Below are 19,128 nucleotides of genomic sequence, written 5' to 3'. Positions count from 1 at the left end.
ACAAGGCCTCGTATTGAAGAAAATGTTGGTTTTAGGTCTAGCGAAATAGGGAGAAAGGCGGTAATATTGTAGGAAAATGTTACAAGAAGGGGTATACAAATATGCGATACTTATTGTCAATTGTATTACCGCCATTAGCCGTGTTGCTTTGTGGTAAACCGATTCAATTTATCTTCAATATCATCCTTACATGCTTAGGTTGGATTCCAGGAGTTATCCATGCAATGCTTGTAGTATCAAGCCACAAGGCAGACAAGCGAAACGAGAGGCTGATTAAAGCGATCGAGCATAAAAAGAGTTTCTAAGAAAAAGCCTCCAACGCGGGAGACTTTTTGCAAGACACATCAATCGTGTTAGAAACAGGGTAACAAAAAGGTAACGCAAGCACATGAAAAGCCGTTATTTAACGTTAACGATGTTACAGCCCATTTCTTGAAAAACCCTGATTCTATGCGCTTTAGTGACATATCGTTAACGATGTTACAGGCTATAACGCAATGGGCGGCATGATGTAATCACTGCATCAGAAACCCTTATATACCAAGAAAACGGGACCCTTTTTGGGTCCCGTTTTCTTATAATCTTGCAATCTATGGGCCTTCAGGATGTCCCAAACTGCATCTTCTCCGTAACGTGAGTATAAATCTGTAACGTCGTAAATATTTACAGTTTTTCCTTAACTGAAACGTCCCGCCAATGGGGCGTTTTACTTTTATTTGTGAGTGTTATCCGTACAAATCACGGAACTGCTGGGGCGTCATTCCGGTCATCCGATGAAATATGCTGATAAAATAGCTGCTTTGGCTAAATCCCGTCTCATAAGCGATCTGTTTAATGGCGAGCGGAGTAGATACCAGCAAGTTCTTGGCCAGCAAGATGCGACATTCCGTCAAGTATTGAGTGGGTGACTTTCCTACGGACTCTTGAAAAATACGAGTAAAATGGTATGGACTGTAACCTGCTTTGTCGGCAATCGACGTCAAATTCAACTTCCCGGTACAGCCCGCTCGGATATAGTCGGCGACTTCGAACATCTTCTCGCGGGTGCCTTTTCCCGCCGTCTGGCGATGATGTCCGGCATCATGCATGAGTGCGGAAAGCGCCTCGTACAGAGCCGCTGATACGGCCGGCTCATTCGTACTCTCAAATGTCTCAGACAACCTCCTTAACTTTTCCAGCGCCTGTTCGACGCGACTTCGCTGCTGCGCAAGCGTAAACAGCCAAACCTTACCCCGACCTTTGCCTTCCAACAACGGCTCAATCCCATTCCCGGCAAAGTGAACAAAGCATACATCCCAAGGATCGTCCGGATCCGACTCATACTCGTGGCTCTCGCCTGGTCCGTACAGAAAACCCGAGCCAGGCAACAACTCATGCCGTTCGCCCCCGGCCACCACATATCCTTTGCCCGATAGAACGAGATGCAGATTGTATTCCTTACACAAACCGGCCGGTCTCCGCACGCGGTGCCTGGGATCAAGATGAAACCGGCCGCATGATTCTGGATAGCAGACATAATGCAAATTGCTGGGCTGCGGCAGATAAAAAAGCTGCCAAAACACGATGCCTCACCTCGATTTATTATAGGCTTCTTATATTTTGCAATAAATTAAGATGTTTCACAAGATTCCATAACTTACTTTACAGGTTTTAGCGATAGAATGGAAAATCAGGAAGGGTTGCTCGCAATATTTTATCACTGAGCTGCAATGAAGAGAAAATTTCCACGATTCCTACGGCAGATTTTCAATTTCGCAATATTTTGATTACATTCGCAATATCCTATTATTTACTCTATATAAATTTGCGTCGGGGTGATGCCCGGGCAACCGCGGGCGCTGCCGGGGTACCGTCATCGGCGGTATCTTTGGACGAAAGCGCCATGTTGAATGGTGCGTCCTACTTTACCATTTTTACATACCACCCTCACCGGATGCAGAGTGATCATTTACTGAAGGAGAATTTGTTATGACATTTTCACGATTTGTTGCTAGCAAGAGGGGCAGAAAATTAATGTTTGTTTTGTTGGCGTGCATAGCAGCCATTAGCTGCGCAGCAGCTTTAAGAGCCTATTTTACTGATGCCGATCCTGTCATTGCAGCATTCGGACCCTTAGTGATGTACAACACACCGTTCGGCGACCCGAGTCCAGGTGCACTTTACGGCCGAGCGCTACGTCTGCAGCACTCCAAGTCCGCCAACGGAACCATGCTGGCCACGTTCGAGCAATATGTTAACGGCACGCCGAGCTTTCCGATCTTTCAAAGCACGGATGACGGTAAGACGTGGGTGCCGATTTCTACTGTGACCGATCAGTGAATGGCTGGGGGATGCGCTGGCAGCCTCAATTGTACGAGCTGCCGCAGGCAATCGGCAATATGCCGGCAGGCACGATCCTTTGCGCAGGGAATTCCATCCCGGGAGACTATTCCAAGTCGAAGCTCGATCTCTATAAGAGCACGGATCACGGCAGGACATGGTCGTTCGTCAGCTCGATCGCTTCCGGCGGACAGCCGAAATCGGAAAACGGTTACACGCCGGTTTGGGAACCGTTCCTGTTAGTGGCAGACAACAAGATGATCGTTTACTATGCCGATCAACGCGACCCCCAGTATGGCCAAAAGATCGTGCATCAAACATCTGCGGACGGCGTAAACTGGGGGCCCGTCGTTGACGATGTGACATCCCCATTGTACGTTGACCGTCCGGGAATGCCCGTAGTCGCGCAAATGGGGAATGGAAACTACATCATGACTTACGAGGTTTGCGGTTCAGAAAATTGTAAGATTTCTTACAAGATCACGCCGGATCCGGAAAACTTCGGTTCGGTAAAAGGAACCAGATTACTTGCGGAAGACGGTACGAGCCCAGAAAGCTCATCGTATGTGGTATGGCTCCCGACGGGAGGTGCGAACGGAACGTTGGTCGTCTCCGCTTTTTCCGATGAGTCACTGTTCCTGAATACGCAAAACGGTGAGGGACTCTGGACCAAAATCAAATCCAACGCGGAGATAGGTTACAGCCGTGGGCTTGTGCCCATGCCCGACAGGCATTCGGTGTTCGTCATCTCAGGCGGCCCGCACCCGCTTGGCACAGACAGAGCCAATTCGGTTACGTACGGGATCGTCGATTTGAGAGGCGACAGTTCGGATGGGACCGTGACGCCTGCAAAATGAATATCGTCAAGTGCAATCTGGTGTTGGACATTAACTGTGGTTCGATGAGCTAATGCGACGGGCGTACATCTTAAAGATCATTTCAGGCTGTAACGGGGTTTCGGAGAGGGCTTCATGCAATTTTATAAGGGCATACATTCAGGGGAGGGTTCGAATGAGAAAAGTAATAAGTACCGCATTGATGCTGTTTATGAGTATTTCATTGGTTCTTACCGGTTGCGGAGGTGGTGGCACTGCAACGTCTACAGACTCGAAGACTACGGAGAATGCAAAGGAAACGACGGAAAATGCAGCCGGCGAAACTCCAGCAAAGGGAGCTGTTCCGGCAGAGAAAGAAGAAACGAACAGCAACGATCTCATGATGAAGAAAACCAACCTCTCAGGAGAAATTACGGTTTGGACATTCGTTGGATTGGAAGACATCGCTAAAGAATTCATGAAACAATCTCCGAACATCAAGGTCAACGTGGTGAAAATGGGCATGGAAATGCACGATAAGCTGGCGACAACGCTTGCGGCCGGTTCGGGCGCTCCGGACGTGGCCATTGTCGAGCAGGGACATTTCCCAAGATACGTCACCGGCGATGTGCTGGAGGACTTGCTGCAGCAGCCGTTCGATGCGGGGAAATATGAGGACTATGTATCTGATTACAACTGGAACCGTTGGAAGTCGGTTGACGGCATGAAACAGTACGGCTTTCCTTGGGACGTAGCACCTGGCGTGTTTTTCTACCGGGCGGATATTTATGAACAGCTGGGGCTGCCGAGCGATCCGGCCGAACTGGCGGAATACATGCAAGATCCTGAAAACGTATTCACGATTGCGCAAACGTTGAAAGCCGACGGAAAGTACTTTATGGAATGGGGAGACGGACCGGTTCACTGGGGCGGAGACGAAGTCGGCTATTTCGACACGAATTTGAACTGGACGCGAGACAGCGACCGTCTGGTCGAATTGTTGGATGTCACGAAGAGAGGCGAGCAAATCAAATGGTCGCCGTATAAAAGTATTTGGGGCAATGAGGGGAAAGCAATGCTCAAGAAGGGTGAGCTTACGGGTGTGGTCCTCGGAAACTGGGGCGCGGGTACCCTTAATAATTTCGTACCCGAACAGAAAGGCAAATGGAGAGCGACGGCGATGCCGTTTGGCGTACATACCGGTATCGGCGGCTCCACGTTCGTAATCCCAAAGCAAAGCAAGAACAAAGAAGCGGCGTGGGCATTCGTCGAGTGGGCCAATGTTTCAGAAGATGCCTGGAAAATTTGGCACGATGGTGGAACACTTTCGGGGTGGAAGCACATTCAGGAAAAGGACTGGTTCCAAAAACACAGCGATCCATTTTTGGGCGGACAAGAAGACTTTAAGCTCTACTTGGAGCTCGAGAAGCAGATTCCGAAGAGGACGCTCAATCCGCTTGACGGAAAAGCTTGGCCAATCTGGGTCGAAGGCGTGCAGAAGGCGATCAAGAAGAACCTCGACTCCAAAGCGATCCTTCAGGAAATTCAGGACAATATTCAGAACAAGCTGAAGCCGGATATTGAAAAAATGAAGAAAGAGCTGGGTAAATAGGCATTTGTCATTTCGATTCGCCCCCTTCCCAGGGGGCGAATACATTGTTCATTCGTAAATGTCGATGATCCGGAGGCAGTTTGGAAAGCCGGTAATAAGATAGGGGGAACTTCCTCGTGCTAAGATTCATGCGCAAGTACATGGTAAGTATTATCGTTGTACTTGTTTTAACGATATCGCTGACGTTGTGGAACCAATCCAGGGGCTTCGACGATACGGTTATGGCCAGTATTCCCAAGTACAAGGATGTAGACATGAAATCGATTCTGGCTGACGATGACATCCAAAGCAAGCTCGAGCCTTCTTACTTCGATTATTATAAAGCGCATAACGATGAGGGTGTCAAAGATACCGAGGGATTTAAGCTTTCGGTCCGCTCCACTGATTATTCCGCAATCAGCAAGACGGGAACGCGCATTGAATCAGGTCTTGATGGCCAAGCAGGTTCAACTTTGGCATTAATTGACGAAGACAGCTGGGCAGACTATACCATCGAAGTTCCGCAGGACGGATACTACCAGATGGGAATGAGCTATTATACGTTGCCGGGCAAAGGTCTTCCATCGTGAGAAGTGTGCAAATTGACGGCGAATATCCATTCTTTCAGGCTAAAAAGATCGAATTCGGGCGGATGTGGCGCGAGTCCGGCAAAACCTGGTTTGACAACCAGGGTAACGAATTCAATCCGAGCAGGAAGGAAGTTAACGGATGGCAATATAGCACGCCTGAAACGGGAATCAAAGTCAATGTGAATGTCGTTCCTGCGGGACAAATGCAGACATTGCTGCTTGCCAATACGGCGGGACTGGCTCCGGATGCCGCACTTGGTGTGGAAGGCGAAGTGCCGATCGATTTCGCGGTGCGGAACGCGCTTTTAAACTTGAAGAAATTCCCTGATTACCAAGAGGTTGCAGATCGGTTCAGGCCGGGGGCGCTTATTTGCGCTATGTCGCTCCTGACGGGGGATATGGCAACATAGCCGAGATTGAATTCTATGGTGCAGCCGTGCAGGCAAGTTCGATTACTGTACAAGGAAGCGCAGGAAGCCAAGCAATTACAGAAAAAAGTGGAACTTTGCAAATGATAGCAACTGTAGAGCCGTCGGATGTTGGAAACAAATCGGTGACTTGGTCTGTAACGAACCTAGACGGAACCCCTACGGATTTGGCCACGATCAGTGAGAACGGTCTATTATCTGCAAAGAAAGACGGGAAGGTTAGGGTACTCGCGAAAGCTGATGATGGTTCGGATGTTCAAGGCGAAGCTCTGATCACGATTGATACCGAGCCTCCAGTTACGAAAGCGCTTGTATCTCCGGCTGTTCCTGATGGACTCAATGGCTGGTATATTGGGGCTGTGAGCGTGACACTGACATCCACAGACCTTATTTCCGACCTAGCGGGCACGAGTTATAGTTTGAACGGTGGTACAACGTGGAGTACGTATACTGCACCCGTTATTTTGGATCAGGATGGCTCGCATACAATCAGTTACCGTTCGATCGATACAGTAGGACACGTCGAAACAACGAAAGTTCTTAATCTGAAACGGGACGGAACCGCTCCTGATATAACGTTATCCGTAACGGAATCTGTATACGATTCCGAGGATTTCATCCCGTCATTCACGACGTACGATAACGGGTCAGGTGTAGACGCGAGCAAAACCACAATTACGCTGGATGGTCAGACTCTGCAGCAGGGTGAAACGATCGCTCTTTATTCGCTTACCCTCGGTTCCCATACGTTAATCGTAACCGCAACGGACCAGGCGGGGAATGAAAGCAGCGTCAAAGCGTTGTTCCAAGTTAAGACGAGCTTGCAATCTTTGCAGTCCTTGGTAGCCTTATTTACAAGCAGCGGCTCGATTGATAATCAAGGGATTGCCGAAAGCTTGCAGGCCATGCTGACAAATGGTAATTTGCAAAGCTTCATGCAGGAAGTTAAAGCACAGAGTGGAAAACATATTTCAAATGAAGCGGCATCTATCTTACTGCGTGATGCAGAAGAGTTATTAAGGGTTAGTTGATCAACTCAAATTAACACTGCTCCCTAAAATCCATCAAATAGATTATAGCCTTATTTCGGTATCTTATCGGAATAAGGCTTTTTGTCGTTAGGCCCGTATCTGTCGAAATTGCAAAGGGGGGCTTCAGTAAAGATTCACCTCCACTAATCGTTGACGTAAAAGTCACGAAAACTTCGTTCGAATATGAAATAAAGCAAAGTCATAATTCTGTTTGCCCCATTGAAGCGGTCAAATCTCTTGTAAAGAGCGTTTCAGAAAGCTTCTGAATGCGGTTAAAAGATGGGCGGCAAGATCTAAGACGCTTGCCGGCAACGGTTATTATCCAATAAACTATAAATAGGCTTTTCATAAGTTGACTTAACTTATGAAAAGCCTATTGCCTTTCCGAGCCCTAATCCGAATATGAACCGGAACTAGAACCAGAACTAGAATCCGAACCAGAACCAGAACCAGAACCAGAACCAGAACCAGAACCAGAACCAGAACCAGAACCAGAACCAGAACCAGAACCAGAACCAGAACCAGAACCAGAACCAGTAGAATCAGAACCAGGCCCAGGACCGGATTTAGATTTAAATTTGGATTTGGATTTAGATTTAGATTTAGATTTAGAACCTGAGCCAGGAGTGGGTTTCGCATTCGTGCCGAAGTCCAATTCATTAAACGAGCTGTCTATTATTTCGCCTTCATGGCTGGTCTTTTGAGTATGATCTCCAATTGTATTCGGGAGGCCTTGAGGGTTTTTCTTCATCTTTTCATTCCGTTTTTCATTCGAGGCCGGCTTCCTGGTTTTAATTATTTTAGGTGTAGCGGTCCGTTCCCGTTTAACTGTATTCTGCTTTGTTTCTTTATTGTTAGCGTTATTTTCTTTGGCATTGCTTGCTTGCTTCTTTGGAACTATTACATTGGTCTGTTTCTTGACGGGCTTCTTATAATACGAAATCGTACTTACGGGGTAGTAGGGGGCGGGCTTGTGCCGATTCTTCATACCGCTGCTATCCTCCTCATAGAGAGACTCATAAACGCAGCATATTCAAGAGCAGCTGTTATCGACTGTTCACAGCCGAAAAATGTATTTCCACCTATCGTTTAGCGGCATATCGATTGTGCAAGAGTACAAAAAAACGGGAGATGATAGGAGCCGTGATTGAAACGAATGTGCTTGACTATAATACAGTATCCATGCAAAAGAGGAGTGAGTGAACGTGCAGGCTAGAAGTGCGGACAATGTCAAGGGAATTGACGTAAGCCATTGGCAAGGTGCTGTAGACTGGCAGAAGGTGGCGGCCGGCGGCATCCAATTCGCTTTCATCAAAGCAACTGAAGGTAAGACTACGGTAGATCCGCAAATCAAAGCAAATGCAGCGGGAGCCCTCAACGCTGGTCTGAAAATCGGATTCTATCATTATTCGCATCCGGAATCAAACGATGCTGTGGTTGAGGCCGCTAATTTTGCCGCGGCAGTCAAAAGTTATAACTCGGATTTCCCGCATGTGCTCGATGTAGAAGGCAACGCTTCTAGGATTGGATCAGCCGCACTGACTGCTTGGTGCTTGAAGTGGCTTCAAGAAGTCAATAGACTTACCGGCCGTCCGGTCATGATTTATACGGGCGCCAGTTTTGCGAATACCTATTTGGGCAAAGAGCTTGGCTCCTATCCGCTTTGGATCGCGCATTATGGGGCTGCTCAGCCTATGCCGAACGGTACGTGGAGCAAGTGGTCAATATTTCAATATACGGATAAGGGTCAGGTCAACGGGGTTTCGGGGAACGTCGATCTGGATTTGATGGAGTTCGACTTCTACAATCAGTATCCGGTGCCGGCCGCCAGTCCCGATGATAATGTGAAAATCGTGGTGAACGGCAAACTGGCTGCATATGGCCGTATAATCGGCGGACATGTTTACCTTCCGCTGCGGATGTTAGGTCAGGCGCTGGGTAAAACAGTCTCCTGGGACAACGCAAGGAAGCTGGCTTATGTGGAAGGAAAGGCTGTAGACGCATTCGTCATGATCGACGGCTCGGCATACGTTCAGATCAGGAAGGCTGCGGAATTGTTCGGCGGGAAGTTGACTTGGGACAACGCCAACAAGAAGGTTTTTCTAAATATTTAACCTTTAGCTCCGATGGACTGTAATATGCTGCCCGCCTTATCGTGATTCGCCTTTTCAAACGTCTTATGAGCCTGACTGGATGCGAATTTTTATATTTTTCCGCTAAGCGCACGGCCGCTAACCCCTTCCCACTTTATTCCCGGTCGTTCAATGCGTTATAATCCAGCATAGAGGACTAATTGCAAGATGAAGGAAGGAAGATATAAAAACGATGATAGAGGCGGACAAGCATAAAGAGATCGATGCAGACGTACGCGCGATCCCGGTTCATCTGCTTTCAGGTTTTCTTGGAAGCGGTAAGACCACATTATTAAACAGGGTTATCGATTATTATAAAGCCGCCGATGTAAGAGCTGCAGTGATTATGAATGAGCTCGGCGATGTTAATTTGGACGGACAGCTCGTCGACGACGAAATACCTATGGCCGAAATGCTGGGCGGCTGCATCTGCTGCACCATTCGCGGGGATCTCGGCATGGAGCTGAGGCAGCTTATCGAAGATCACCGGCCAGATGTCGTCCTTATCGAATCGACAGGCGCAGCCAATCCGATGGAAATAATCGACGCGGTAACGGAGGCTGCGCTGCTGACCCGGGTTGATTTGCGTACGATTGCTACAGTCGTAGACGGGCCGGAGCTGCTTGCGCGCAGCCGCAGGGGAGGGCGTACTTACAAGCTGATGCAGGATCAAATCAGGTGCGCGACGGATTTGATCGTGAATAAGGCAGACAAGCTGGACCCGGAGCAGCTTGTCGAGGTGCAGCAGCTGATACGGGAGCTCAATGGTTATGCACCCCTTACTGTTACAGTCCGCTGCGTTACGGACATGAATATCTTCGATCTTGAGTCAAGGTCCGGCGGCGGACAGATGGTGGACCCGGCGCTGTGTAGCCATGAGCGTCATATTTGCGGAGCGAACTGCAATCATTCTCACTCACAAGAGCGGCATGAAGCGGACAGGGCGGACGGGCCGCATACGCCGCATGTGCCTGATGTGTCGGACCAAGCGTACCTGTATCATGAGTCGCATGAGTCAAATCAACCGCATATGTCGCCGGAGCTGCATGTGTCGAATGAACCGCACGAGCCCCATGAATCGCATGACTCGAATGGATCGCATGCGCATGTAATGGCTCTGACGCATTATTTTGCCGGACCGGTTGACAGCCATTCGTTTGAAGCGTTTATCACCAGACTTCCGAAGGATGTGTACCGGGCGAAAGGAATCGTCACTTTCACCGATACAAACAGCAGGTTTCTGTTCCAATACGCATACCGTGAGCTTGAATTTACCCGAATTAATCCCCAGGGACAAGTGCATGACGTTGCGGTATTTATCGGAGAACATTTCTCGAAAAATGCATTGGAGCGGGAACTGGAATCTCTGAGTTAGGATAGTTCGACATAGATAATTGTGTTTACAGCTTGGGGCTATTGGACAAACTATCCAAGTGACGGATGATATTCCAATCCCCAAGGAGCTGACAGAACATGAAATGGTTGAACAAAAAGTGGATTGTATTGGCAGCGGTCGCTGCTCTGTCGCTGGCGGCTGTACCGGTATACGCGCAAAGCGATGCTGCACCTTCAAATACGTCTTCCCTGAACGAGCAGGCGGAACGCGAGCAATTGGAGCGCGGTCATGAACACTCGAAAGCCGGACGCGACTATAAAGCATACCGGATGAAGCGTCTGAAGGAAGCTGCCGACTACTTTGGCATTTCGACGGAAGGCAAATCCGCCCAGCAGCTTCATAAGGAAATAAAAGCCGCGCGTGAAGCGGACACGGCCAAGTGGGACCGGTTTAAGGCGGAGCAAAAAGCGAAGCGCCTGGTCCGTTTGCAGGAAGTCGCAAAGGGACTGGGCATTGAGATTCAGGGCAAGAACGCGCAGCAGCTGCGCAAGGAGATTCGCGCAGCCTGCAAAGAGAAGCGCAAAGCGGGGGCGCGCTAAGCCCAGGGCCGAGCGAGCCGCAGGTACCGGGTGTCCGCGTAAGGTGGAATTTCATTATGCAACGCCAGACCGCGCGCTGGGAGGAGCCTGCCCGCATAAAGCGCCAGCTCTGCGGTAAACGCCCGCCCAGTGCGTTTTCGGCTCTCTACCGGATATAATGGATGCAAAGTGCGTCAAAATGAAGAAGCGCCGCGGACGGCGCTTCTTTTTTCGGCCTAAGGCAAATATGGCGATCCACATAAAGCCTCACTGCGGTTTATTCCCTAGGTCTCCATTGTTCCGGCGCTTTTCGACTCTTCCAAATAGCTGTACAGCGTGTATTTCGAAATGCCCAAATAGGCGCAAATTTTCTCCCCCGCCTTTTTAATCAAAAAAGCGCCTTTCTCGTCGAGCAGCTGGATAATCTTGATTTTGTCGTCCTTCGACATTAATGCCGGGGGCTTGCCGATTACCTCATTCGCCTCTTGAATGAGCGTGTCGAGCAGGTCGTTCACATTGCTCACGAACGATTCGCGAACAGGCTGAAGCCCGCTTGCCGTTAATGAATGAAGTGCGCTCTCGGCTGCGGTGAGATCCGTTATGTCGAAGTTGATACAGATCGCCCCGATGATCTGGCCGGCCGGGTTTCTCATATAAAGCGAAGTGGAGCGCAGCAGCCGTCCGTCCTTTGTATGCGTCACAAAATTGTGGCGGTTGTCACCCTCCGTCGTGCCGCGCAGAATCTCCAAGCCGAGATTCGTGCCGGGATCGCCGACCTTTCGTCCCGTTACGTGTCCGTTCTCGATCGCCACGATTGTGCTGTCGTAGGGACGCGTCAAGTCGTGCACGACCACCTCGCAATTGTCACCGAACTGGGCGGCGATCCCCTTGGCCAGATCATCAAGGAAGTGTAGCTCTTGTGATACTGATTCCATATAGTCACCCCTTTATGAGCAAGATGTTATCATAAGCCAGGATAAAATCAAACAAAAAATATGTTTTCCTAAAAAAAAGTATGGTAGGATGAAAGTAATATCATATTAAGCGCGGTTAAAGGATAGCAGGATAGCAAAGCATAAAGATGAAATGCGATGCGCACGATCGTTTGGCGGAAAGGGGTAAGGGGATATGGATCATTCGGGAAACAAACCGGAGAACGCTGCTGAAAAGATGGAGAAGGAGCTTGCCGACAGGCTGACGTCCGCGCCGCTGATCGAAGAAGATCAAGAACGGAAGGTAAGGGCGGTCATTTCACCCAAATATGAAATCCGCATACAAACCGAGCACGATCCGATCGTCGAGGAAACAAAGCTGTACCGGCGAATGGCAGAGGAAGTCGATGATAGGTACGACTCCTATATGAAGCGGGTTCGTCCGAAAGAAGACAGTAGCGAGTAAACCAATAAGAGTGTAACCGGAAAAAGGCGCCATGGTGCGCCTTTTTTTGATCGGTCAACGAGTAAGACGACGGGCAGCGGTTAAGTAACTTCCACAACTTTAAGCTAACGTACATTAACCGACCGCAATAGTGTGATTCATTCCAGACAAGCTCGGAAACGAGTGGTACTTTGCGCCGACGAATTAGGCGATACCTTTATTGCTTCTTGGCGATATCACGGATCAATTCGATTACTTGAGTTATTGCATCGCCCGTTATCATCCGGGTCATGCTTTCTTTGATTTCCCCACGTCTGGCGTAAACCGATGCAACGGCGCGCATGAAAGAATCATCAGTCATCTCTTCCTCAAGCAGCACCTCGCAGTAGCCCTGCTCCTCAAACGACCGGGCGTTTAATATCTGATCGCCCCGGCTTGCTTCCTTGGACAGCGGTATAAGCAGCATCGGTTTGCCGAGAGCAAGAAACTCGAAGATCGAGTTTGAGCCTGCTCTTGAAATGACAATATCCGCACAAGCGACCGCGTCGGCCAATTCGTCATGTATATATTCAAACTGCTTATATTCGGGCAGCTGCACGGTGGTATCCAGTTGGCCTTTCCCACAGATATGAATGATTTGAAAAGTCCTCGTCAGCTGCTGCGCATGCCGGCGGATCATTTGATTGATTTTCTGCGAGCCGAGGCTCCCGCCCATAATGAGCAGCACCGGCTTGCCTGACGTGAATCCGCACCATTTGAGCCCCCGCTCCGGAATGCCGCGCGAGAGCTCCTCTCTAATAATGGGTCCGATATGAACGGCTTTGTCGCGACTCATCTGTCTTACCGTTTCTTTGAAAGTAACACACACCTTTGACGCGAAGGGAATTGCGATTCTGTTGGCCAAGCCGGGAGTAAGATCCGATTCATGAATGATGACCGGAACCCGGTTAAGCCAAGCGCCGAGTACAACGGGAACCGATACAAAGCCGCCTTTGGAGAAAAGTACGTCCGGTCTCAGCTCTCTAATAATCCGAAACGCCTGCAGGGTCCCCTTCACTACGCGAAACGGGTCCTTAAGATTTTGCACATCCGCGTACCTTCTAAGCTTACCGGTTGATATACCGTGATATGCAACGCCGCTGAACCTTTGAATAAGCTGCGATTCAATGCCATGCATGGACCCCATGTAAGAGACATCCCATCCTTGAGCGATGAAGGCCGGAATTAATGCTGCATTAACCGTCACGTGGCCGGCCGAACCGCCTCCCGTGAACAGAATTCGCCTCCGCCTGTCATGTTTTATATTGTTGGACATCCGAATGTTCCCCTTCGCTTCTGAAAGTTCTTTTAGTCTATGGCGATATTTTATTTTACACTACCACATATTGAATGAGCCGGGAAATGCTTCGCAACCATCTTACCCGACTGTATTTGCCGGCGAAGATGGGGTATGATGAATGAAAATATACTCATTAGTTGTTAGGGAGGATAGCTACTATGGAGCAGCTGAATCAGAACATCCTACAATTCTATGATTATCATGTATGGGCAACCCGGAAATTAATTGAACATCTGAAAGAGGTTCCGCAGGACATTTATGAAGCAGAATTTCAAAGCGTTTTCTCTTCCTTTTCTCAAGCATTATCTCACATTTACCGAGCTGATAACGTGTGGTTGGCCGGTATATCCGGTGAGAGCTTCGACAATATCAGGGCAAAAGCCTTCCAATGGGAAGAAGAGTTAAAGGGGCTGAGCCTGGAAGAGATCCGGACGAAGTTTGAGGAGTTGTTTGACCGGTACCGGTCCTCTCTTCACCAAAGAATGGACGGCGATACGAAAATCGAGTTCAAGCATCCCAGTTACGGGAGCTTGAAGACGAACATTTTCGAGATTGTCCAGAATGTCGTCAACCACGGAACATACCATCGGGGAAACATAACAGATATGCTGCGGCAAAAGGGTCATCCCGGCACACCGACGGACTATATTGTCTACTTGTACACATTGAACCGGAGCGAGTGAAAATTACCGGATCAGAACGTTTAGAACCTCCAGAACCGCTGTAAAGCGGCGCTGGAGGTTTTTTGGCTGCCCGCCGGTCGCCGGTATGAATGAGCCCTCATAAGCCGGAGGATATCTTTCTCAGCGCATCCGAGATTTGCTGCTCCGCTGCGGCATCATCCACTTTATCCAGCATTTCGGGCTTGAATAGTTGAATCTTTTTAAGCTTGTAAAAATCGAGTAGAGCCTGCTTTAAGGTAAGGTCATACTGGATGGCGAACATAGGTTCAAAGATATGACGGAGAACAACTTCATCCTGCACCATAAACAACGTAAAATTAATCCGGTTGAAGATCCCTTTTTCCAGGCCCGAATCGAAAAATCGCTGTAAATTTTTATAGCGCTGCTGCTGCGCTAAATTAAGTTTTTCAAATAATTTCGGATAAATCTCTCTTAAATCCTCCAAAAGGATATCGGGGACAAAAAGTACGCTCTTTATGGATTGGTCGTAAGTTAGCTGGAACCGTTCCCCGTAGGAAATCCCTTCATCCAGCACCAAGGCATCGACATTGGATACATACTCCAGGCAATGCTCTACGAACACTTCGATAATTTCATCCTTGGACGAAAAATATTTATATAAGGTCGCTTTACTGATATCCATATGCCGGGCTATTTCGTCTACCGTCAGCTGGCTGAGCCTGCTTTTTCTTAATATGGGTTTTATTTTTTCGATATATTTGATTGTGGTCTCCGTGCGTTTCATAGAAAATAGCCCCCTGTTTTAATTCCCTTCACTTATTATAGCGTAAATATCGAAAAATTAAACGAATATTACTAAGTATACTAAAAGTGTATAAATAGTTTACTTTGTTCAATTACAATGATACACTGTATTCAGGCGGTGAACGCTAGCCGTTTAATATCGAATTGGAGGAGTTTATATGGGAACTATTCTAATTACAGGCGCTTCTACGGGAATCGGTAAAGCAACGGCCAAATATTTCGCTGAAAAAGGATGGAACGTTGTAGCCACGATGCGTTCACCGGAAAAGGAAACCGAACTACATAACCTTCAGCGGGTAATGGTCCTGGAACTCGATGTTGAGAAGAAAGAGACGATCCGGGAGGCCGTTGCGCAGGGAATTGACAGGTTTGGCAAGATAGACGTTCTGCTTAATAATGCCGGATATTGTGTGGGCGGAGTATTCGAGGCGGCGACGGAAGCGCAAATCAATAGACAATTTGGCGTGAACGTATTTGGGTTAATGAATGTGACGCAAGCGATTCTGCCGCATTTCCGGGCAAATAAGGCGGGGACGATTATTAATATATCCTCGGTTGGAGGACGGATTACATTTCCGCTCTTATCGCTTTATCATTCCACAAAATGGGCTGTCGAAGGCTTGTCCGAATCACTGTACTATGAATTAGCTGCGCTCAATATAAAAGTCAAACTCGTAGAACCCGGTAATATAGATACTGACTTCACGGGGAGGTCATTAGACTATGCTTACGACGAAGCGTTGACCGATTATAAGGAATATAATGATTCGTTTCTGCTGAAAGTCGAAGAAAATTTCAAGGATCCGGCTAAAGTATCCAAACCGGAAGTTGTTGCCGAAGTGGTTTTTGAAGCTGCTAACGACAATAAGACGCGATTGAGATATACTGCCGGTCAAGATGCCGAATTCTTGCTCCATATGCGGAAAGAAAAATCGGATGAAGAATTTATGGGCTTTATTGCACAGCAATTTTAATGATACAGGGCGATCCTTAGCGGGTCGCCCTTGTTTAATGCTTGCCGGACTATTACTCCTTAAATCTCTTCATACAGCTCTGTAGATAAATAACGTTCCCCTGTATCAGGCAGTATGACAACAATGGTTTTCCCTTTGTTTTCCCATCTGCCGGCCACCTGTACAGCGGCATATACCGCCGCCCCGGAGGAAATACCGATAAGCAGACCTTCACTTCTTGCCAGCCCGCGGGCGGTAAGAATAGCCTCTTCATTCGTAATTGTAATGATCTCGTCAACTGTCTCCCGGTTGAAATTATCCGGTACGAACCCGGCTCCGATTCCTTGAATTTTATGCGTTCCGCGGTCGCCTCCAGAAAGAACAGGTGAGTCTGCGGGTTCGACGGCGATAATTTGCAAGGAAGATTTTTTTTGTTTAAGAGCTTCGCCCACTCCGGTAATAGTTCCCCCTGTAAATCGACCGAACCATCTGTGTCCCGCCAAATTTCCTCGGCAGTGGTCGTCCGATGGATGTCCGGATTTGCCGGATTTTTGAATTGCTGCGGAAGAAAAGAATTCGGCAGCTCAGCCGCCAATTCTTCCGCTCTGCGAATCGCACCCGGCATCCCCTCCGTGGCCGGCGTAAGGACGAGCTCCGCACCGAGAGCCTTTAGAAGTTTCCTTCGCTCCAGGCTGAAGCTTTCCGGCAGTGTTATGATCAGTTTGTATCCTAACGCGGCTGCTGCAAACGCGAGACCGATGCCGGTATTTCCGCTGGTGGGCTCGATGAGCACCGAATTTTTGTCAATCAATCCCTTCCTCTCGGCATTTTTGATCATTGCAAAGCCGATTCGGTCTTTCACGCTTCCTGCAGGGTTAAAGTACTCAAGCTTGGCAATGATACGGGCTTCAAGAGTGTGAGCTGCAGTGTAATTGGAAAGCTCCAACAGAGGCGTATTACCGATCAAATCAGTTAAATTTTTAGCGATCTTCGACATAGGCTACCTCCAACCTTAGGTTAAAGTATATAAATCCAGTACGTTTAGTGGGATATATTGAAATTATCATAAAAGGGCTGGAAGGCAAATAAATATTGGAATTTACCGGAGCCCGCCCAGCAAAATACTGGGTATCAATGCCGCTATTGACAAACTACTGTATTACGGACATAATACAACCATAGTGTATGAACTACTTGGTACACACACTTGCCATGAATGAGAGGTAGTCGAATGAAAACAAGTGAAGGGTGGACGGAAATCGCTTTTAACAATCGGGATCCGGTCTATCTGCAGGTGGTCCGGCATTTCAAGGAGCAGATCGCAACCGGGCGGCTGAAGGCTGGGCAGGTCATTCCTTCGAGAAGGGAACTGGGGGCCTTGCTGAAGATTAATCCTAACACCGCACAGAAAGCATATAAGGAAATGGAGGAGCAGCAGTTGATTATAACGGAAGGGAACTCTCCCAGCCGAATTACACATGAGATGGATGTTCTCCGTACGATACGGGCAGAGCTCCTCGTCGGCGCGGTCGATGCCTTTATCGCTTCAGTCCGGAAGATTGACGTAACGGTGGAGGAGCTGCTTGACCTGGTGAAAGACAAATATGTGGAAGCAAGAATGATTGAGAGCCAAGCCGCGCCGGGAGGAGAGCAGCATGATTGAGGTGATCGACATTCGCAAGCGTTACTGGCGGCGCAGCGTCCTTAGCGGTGTTTCTTTTACGGCTGAGAAAGGGCAAATTACGTGTCTGATTGGTATTAACGGTGCCGGTAAATCGACCGTTCTGAAGGCAATCATGGGACTCACTCCGCTTAAGGGAGGCGAGATCCGGATCGACGGGCAGCCGCTTAGCAAAGAGATGTATGAGAAGGTCGCGTTCATACCGGATCATCTTACCATGCCGACCGGAATGAAGATGTCCGAGGGACTCCGGTTCATGAAGGACTTTTATCAATGCTGGAATACGGCGCGGGCTGCTGAACTGATGAAATTCTTTCGGCTTGATGAGAGCGAGAAAATCGGTAATCTCTCCAAGGGTACGGCGGCGAAGTTCAATTTGGTGATAGGCCTTGCGCAGGACACAGATTACGTGCTGATGGACGAACCGTTCTCAGGCATTGACATCTTCAGCAGAGAACTGATTGCCGAGGTATTCTCGAGCCATCTGATCGAAGACCGCGGCGTCCTTCTAACGACGCACGAGATCGGGGAGATGGAGCATCTTATCGATAAAGCGGTACTGATGCAGGATGGGGTAGTCAGCAGAGAGTTTGACTGCGAACAAATCCGCAACGAAGAAGGCAAGTCTGTTGTTGACGTAATGAGGGAGGTGTACCGGGCGTGAACCGATATTTGAAGCTGGTGCATATGGAGGTTCACCGGTTCCGCTATATGCTGGCTGGGATGATGGCCATAACGTTGATATGCCAGATTGGAGCACTCATATGGACGATTATGGATGAATTGTCCAGAATAAAAAACGAGCCATTGGACAACGGGATGCTAATAATGCCGACTCCCTTTTTTCCAAGCGGAAAGCTCTCGTTTGCCTGGGCGATCTTCAATACACAGGAGTTGTTTATTGTTCCGGTTCTGCTCAGCATTGCAGTGCTGATATTGTACGTCTTCCTCATCTGGTACCGCGATTGGGTAGGACGCGATACGTTTATATACAGGCTGCTCATGCTGCCGACGGCCAGACGTCATATTTACATGGCCAAAGCGACGGCAATTCTCATGTTTGTTTTCGGAATGGTTTCATTTCAACTGACGCTGCTCCCTGTTGAAAATATGATTTTCAACCTTATCGTACCTTCCGAAATGAGAGTCGCATCGTTTTTTACAGACGTTATTTCCGCGAATCAGGGATTGAGCTTACTATTACCCCGTAATTTTGATCAATTTCTGTTCTCTTATGGAATAGGCACTATCGCAATACTGGCAATCTTCACCGCTATATTGCTGGAAAGGAGCTACCGGCGATTAGGTATTGTTTATGCCATCCTGTATCTGTCTGTATGCTTCATTGCCGTCTTGTTCCCGGTGGCAACTCTGGGACTTGAAAATGCGGCTGCTTACTTGTATCCCGCAGAGATAGTCGCAATCGAGCTGGTGATGTGCGCTCTCGTGCTTGTTATGTCGGTGTGGCTCGGATTCCGGCTTCTTGCCAAAAAGATTACGGTGTAAGGAG

At 48.5% G+C, this 19,128-nt stretch carries 21 protein-coding genes and 1 pseudogene; 16 read left to right on the top strand and 6 right to left on the bottom strand.

Annotation, left to right across the window (positions count from 1 at the left end):
- Positions 1-101: 101 nt before the first annotated feature.
- Complete coding sequence (locus KZ483_RS23960) at positions 102-305, top strand: YqaE/Pmp3 family membrane protein (RefSeq protein ID WP_220350068.1); 204 nt, start codon at positions 102-104, stop codon at positions 303-305.
- A 420-nt stretch (positions 306-725) separates the two neighbouring features.
- Here KZ483_RS23960 and KZ483_RS23955 read toward each other — a convergent pair whose 3' ends face one another.
- Positions 726-1,445: an AraC family transcriptional regulator gene (locus KZ483_RS23955; RefSeq protein ID WP_220350067.1), complete on the bottom strand. Its 720-nt coding sequence runs from the start codon at positions 1,443-1,445 to the stop codon at positions 726-728.
- 568 nt (positions 1,446-2,013) lie between these two features.
- Between KZ483_RS23955 and KZ483_RS23950 the strand changes: the two genes are divergently transcribed.
- The 6 genes from KZ483_RS23950 (at position 2,014) to KZ483_RS23925 (ending at position 6,774) form a co-directional block, all read left to right on the top strand.
- Positions 2,014-2,319, top strand: coding sequence for a hypothetical protein (locus KZ483_RS23950; protein ID WP_220350066.1), 306 nt, complete (start codon positions 2,014-2,016; stop codon positions 2,317-2,319).
- The gene (locus KZ483_RS23945; RefSeq protein ID WP_220350065.1) at positions 2,316-3,176 is read left to right on the top strand and encodes a glycoside hydrolase family protein; all 861 of its coding nucleotides are present in this window, start codon (positions 2,316-2,318) and stop codon (positions 3,174-3,176) included. The genes KZ483_RS23950 and KZ483_RS23945 overlap by 4 nt, the downstream gene beginning before the upstream one ends.
- 154 nt (positions 3,177-3,330) lie before the next feature.
- Positions 3,331-4,746: an ABC transporter substrate-binding protein gene (locus KZ483_RS23940; protein ID WP_220350064.1), complete on the top strand. Its 1,416-nt coding sequence runs from the start codon at positions 3,331-3,333 to the stop codon at positions 4,744-4,746.
- Between the two features lie 116 nt (positions 4,747-4,862).
- Entirely contained in the window at positions 4,863-5,315 is a 453-nt protein-coding gene (locus KZ483_RS23935) for a hypothetical protein (protein WP_220350063.1), read from the top strand.
- The gene (locus tag KZ483_RS23930) at positions 5,312-5,725 is read left to right on the top strand and encodes a hypothetical protein (protein ID WP_220350062.1); all 414 of its coding nucleotides are present in this window, start codon (positions 5,312-5,314) and stop codon (positions 5,723-5,725) included. Before KZ483_RS23935 ends, KZ483_RS23930 begins: the two co-directional genes overlap by 4 nt.
- Positions 5,686-6,774, top strand: coding sequence for an Ig-like domain-containing protein (locus tag KZ483_RS23925; protein WP_220350061.1), 1,089 nt, complete (start codon positions 5,686-5,688; stop codon positions 6,772-6,774). The genes KZ483_RS23930 and KZ483_RS23925 overlap by 40 nt, the downstream gene beginning before the upstream one ends.
- A gap of 391 nt (positions 6,775-7,165) precedes the next feature.
- Here the strand turns inward: KZ483_RS23925 and KZ483_RS23920 are convergent, their stop codons facing one another.
- Positions 7,166-7,762 carry a hypothetical protein gene (locus tag KZ483_RS23920; protein WP_220350060.1) on the bottom strand — a complete coding sequence of 199 codons (597 nt, stop codon included), beginning with the start codon at positions 7,760-7,762 and terminating at the stop codon, positions 7,166-7,168.
- Positions 7,763-7,979: 217 nt separating this feature from the next.
- On the opposite strand from KZ483_RS23920, the gene KZ483_RS23915 reads away from it, so the two are divergent.
- The 3 genes from KZ483_RS23915 to KZ483_RS23905 all read left to right on the top strand — a co-directional run bounded on the left by KZ483_RS23915 (position 7,980) and on the right by KZ483_RS23905 (position 10,841).
- Positions 7,980-8,888, top strand: a complete 909-nt coding sequence (locus tag KZ483_RS23915) for a GH25 family lysozyme (protein WP_220350059.1) — start codon at positions 7,980-7,982, stop codon at positions 8,886-8,888.
- 211 nt (positions 8,889-9,099) lie between these two features.
- Positions 9,100-10,281, top strand: a complete 1,182-nt coding sequence (locus KZ483_RS23910; RefSeq protein WP_220350058.1) for a CobW family GTP-binding protein — start codon at positions 9,100-9,102, stop codon at positions 10,279-10,281.
- Between the two features lie 98 nt (positions 10,282-10,379).
- Entirely contained in the window at positions 10,380-10,841 is a 462-nt protein-coding gene (locus tag KZ483_RS23905; protein ID WP_220350057.1) for a hypothetical protein, read from the top strand.
- 263 nt (positions 10,842-11,104) lie between these two features.
- Here the strand turns inward: KZ483_RS23905 and KZ483_RS23900 are convergent, their stop codons facing one another.
- A complete protein-coding gene (locus tag KZ483_RS23900; protein WP_220350056.1) occupies positions 11,105-11,755 on the bottom strand; it encodes a helix-turn-helix transcriptional regulator in 651 nt (216 codons plus the stop codon).
- A 193-nt stretch (positions 11,756-11,948) separates the two neighbouring features.
- Here KZ483_RS23900 and KZ483_RS23895 point away from each other — a divergent pair, with 193 nt between their 5' ends.
- Positions 11,949-12,218, top strand: a complete 270-nt coding sequence (locus tag KZ483_RS23895) for a hypothetical protein (protein ID WP_220350055.1) — start codon at positions 11,949-11,951, stop codon at positions 12,216-12,218.
- 196 nt (positions 12,219-12,414) lie between these two features.
- Here the strand turns inward: KZ483_RS23895 and KZ483_RS23890 are convergent, their stop codons facing one another.
- Complete coding sequence (locus KZ483_RS23890) at positions 12,415-13,512, bottom strand: undecaprenyldiphospho-muramoylpentapeptide beta-N-acetylglucosaminyltransferase (protein WP_220350054.1); 1,098 nt, start codon at positions 13,510-13,512, stop codon at positions 12,415-12,417.
- 182 nt (positions 13,513-13,694) lie between these two features.
- On the opposite strand from KZ483_RS23890, the gene KZ483_RS23885 reads away from it, so the two are divergent.
- Positions 13,695-14,219, top strand: a complete 525-nt coding sequence (locus KZ483_RS23885; RefSeq protein ID WP_258881399.1) for a DinB family protein — start codon at positions 13,695-13,697, stop codon at positions 14,217-14,219.
- 97 nt (positions 14,220-14,316) lie between these two features.
- On the opposite strand, the gene KZ483_RS23880 is transcribed toward KZ483_RS23885, so the two are convergent.
- On the bottom strand, positions 14,317-14,964 hold the full coding sequence (locus tag KZ483_RS23880) for a TetR/AcrR family transcriptional regulator (RefSeq protein ID WP_220350053.1): 648 nt from the start codon (positions 14,962-14,964) through the stop codon (positions 14,317-14,319).
- A 178-nt stretch (positions 14,965-15,142) separates the two neighbouring features.
- Between KZ483_RS23880 and KZ483_RS23875 the strand changes: the two genes are divergently transcribed.
- A complete protein-coding gene (locus KZ483_RS23875) occupies positions 15,143-15,958 on the top strand; it encodes an SDR family oxidoreductase (RefSeq protein WP_220350052.1) in 816 nt (271 codons plus the stop codon).
- Between the two features lie 59 nt (positions 15,959-16,017).
- On the opposite strand, the pseudogene cysK reads toward KZ483_RS23875, so the two are convergent.
- A pseudogene (cysK, locus tag KZ483_RS23870) lies at positions 16,018-16,934 on the bottom strand (cysteine synthase A).
- Positions 16,935-17,168: 234 nt separating this feature from the next.
- On the opposite strand from cysK, the gene KZ483_RS23865 reads away from it, so the two are divergent.
- The 3 genes from KZ483_RS23865 to KZ483_RS23855 are packed head-to-tail and all read left to right on the top strand — an operon-like array spanning position 17,169 to position 19,124.
- Complete coding sequence (locus tag KZ483_RS23865; protein WP_220350051.1) at positions 17,169-17,600, top strand: GntR family transcriptional regulator; 432 nt, start codon at positions 17,169-17,171, stop codon at positions 17,598-17,600.
- Complete coding sequence (locus KZ483_RS23860; RefSeq protein ID WP_220350050.1) at positions 17,593-18,282, top strand: ATP-binding cassette domain-containing protein; 690 nt, start codon at positions 17,593-17,595, stop codon at positions 18,280-18,282. Before KZ483_RS23865 ends, KZ483_RS23860 begins: the two co-directional genes overlap by 8 nt.
- On the top strand, positions 18,279-19,124 hold the full coding sequence (locus KZ483_RS23855; protein ID WP_220350049.1) for a hypothetical protein: 846 nt from the start codon (positions 18,279-18,281) through the stop codon (positions 19,122-19,124). The genes KZ483_RS23860 and KZ483_RS23855 overlap by 4 nt, the downstream gene beginning before the upstream one ends.
- The last annotated feature ends 4 nt before the right edge of the window (positions 19,125-19,128 follow it).

The sequence above is a fragment of the Paenibacillus sp. sptzw28 genome (assembly GCF_019550795.1).
Classification (GTDB): domain Bacteria; phylum Bacillota; class Bacilli; order Paenibacillales; family Paenibacillaceae; genus Paenibacillus_Z.
Note: the sequence above shows the minus strand (reverse complement) of the source record. Positions and strands in the feature narration are given on the sequence as shown.

Coding starts and splice junctions, on each gene's coding strand:
- KZ483_RS23860 (WP_220350050.1), top strand. CDS start 17,593: ATGATTGAGGTGATCGACATTCGCAAGCGTTACTGGCGGCGCAGCGTC.
- KZ483_RS23920 (WP_220350060.1), bottom strand. CDS start 7,762: ATGAAGAATCGGCACAAGCCCGCCCCCTACTACCCCGTAAGTACGATT.
- KZ483_RS23865 (WP_220350051.1), top strand. CDS start 17,169: ATGAAAACAAGTGAAGGGTGGACGGAAATCGCTTTTAACAATCGGGAT.
- KZ483_RS23910 (WP_220350058.1), top strand. CDS start 9,100: ATGATAGAGGCGGACAAGCATAAAGAGATCGATGCAGACGTACGCGCG.
- KZ483_RS23960 (WP_220350068.1), top strand. CDS start 102: ATGCGATACTTATTGTCAATTGTATTACCGCCATTAGCCGTGTTGCTT.
- KZ483_RS23890 (WP_220350054.1), bottom strand. CDS start 13,512: ATGTCCAACAATATAAAACATGACAGGCGGAGGCGAATTCTGTTCACG.
- KZ483_RS23880 (WP_220350053.1), bottom strand. CDS start 14,964: ATGAAACGCACGGAGACCACAATCAAATATATCGAAAAAATAAAACCC.
- KZ483_RS23885 (WP_258881399.1), top strand. CDS start 13,695: ATGGAGCAGCTGAATCAGAACATCCTACAATTCTATGATTATCATGTA.
- KZ483_RS23900 (WP_220350056.1), bottom strand. CDS start 11,755: ATGGAATCAGTATCACAAGAGCTACACTTCCTTGATGATCTGGCCAAG.
- KZ483_RS23950 (WP_220350066.1), top strand. CDS start 2,014: ATGTTTGTTTTGTTGGCGTGCATAGCAGCCATTAGCTGCGCAGCAGCT.
- KZ483_RS23875 (WP_220350052.1), top strand. CDS start 15,143: ATGGGAACTATTCTAATTACAGGCGCTTCTACGGGAATCGGTAAAGCA.
- KZ483_RS23905 (WP_220350057.1), top strand. CDS start 10,380: ATGAAATGGTTGAACAAAAAGTGGATTGTATTGGCAGCGGTCGCTGCT.
- KZ483_RS23940 (WP_220350064.1), top strand. CDS start 3,331: ATGAGAAAAGTAATAAGTACCGCATTGATGCTGTTTATGAGTATTTCA.
- KZ483_RS23895 (WP_220350055.1), top strand. CDS start 11,949: ATGGATCATTCGGGAAACAAACCGGAGAACGCTGCTGAAAAGATGGAG.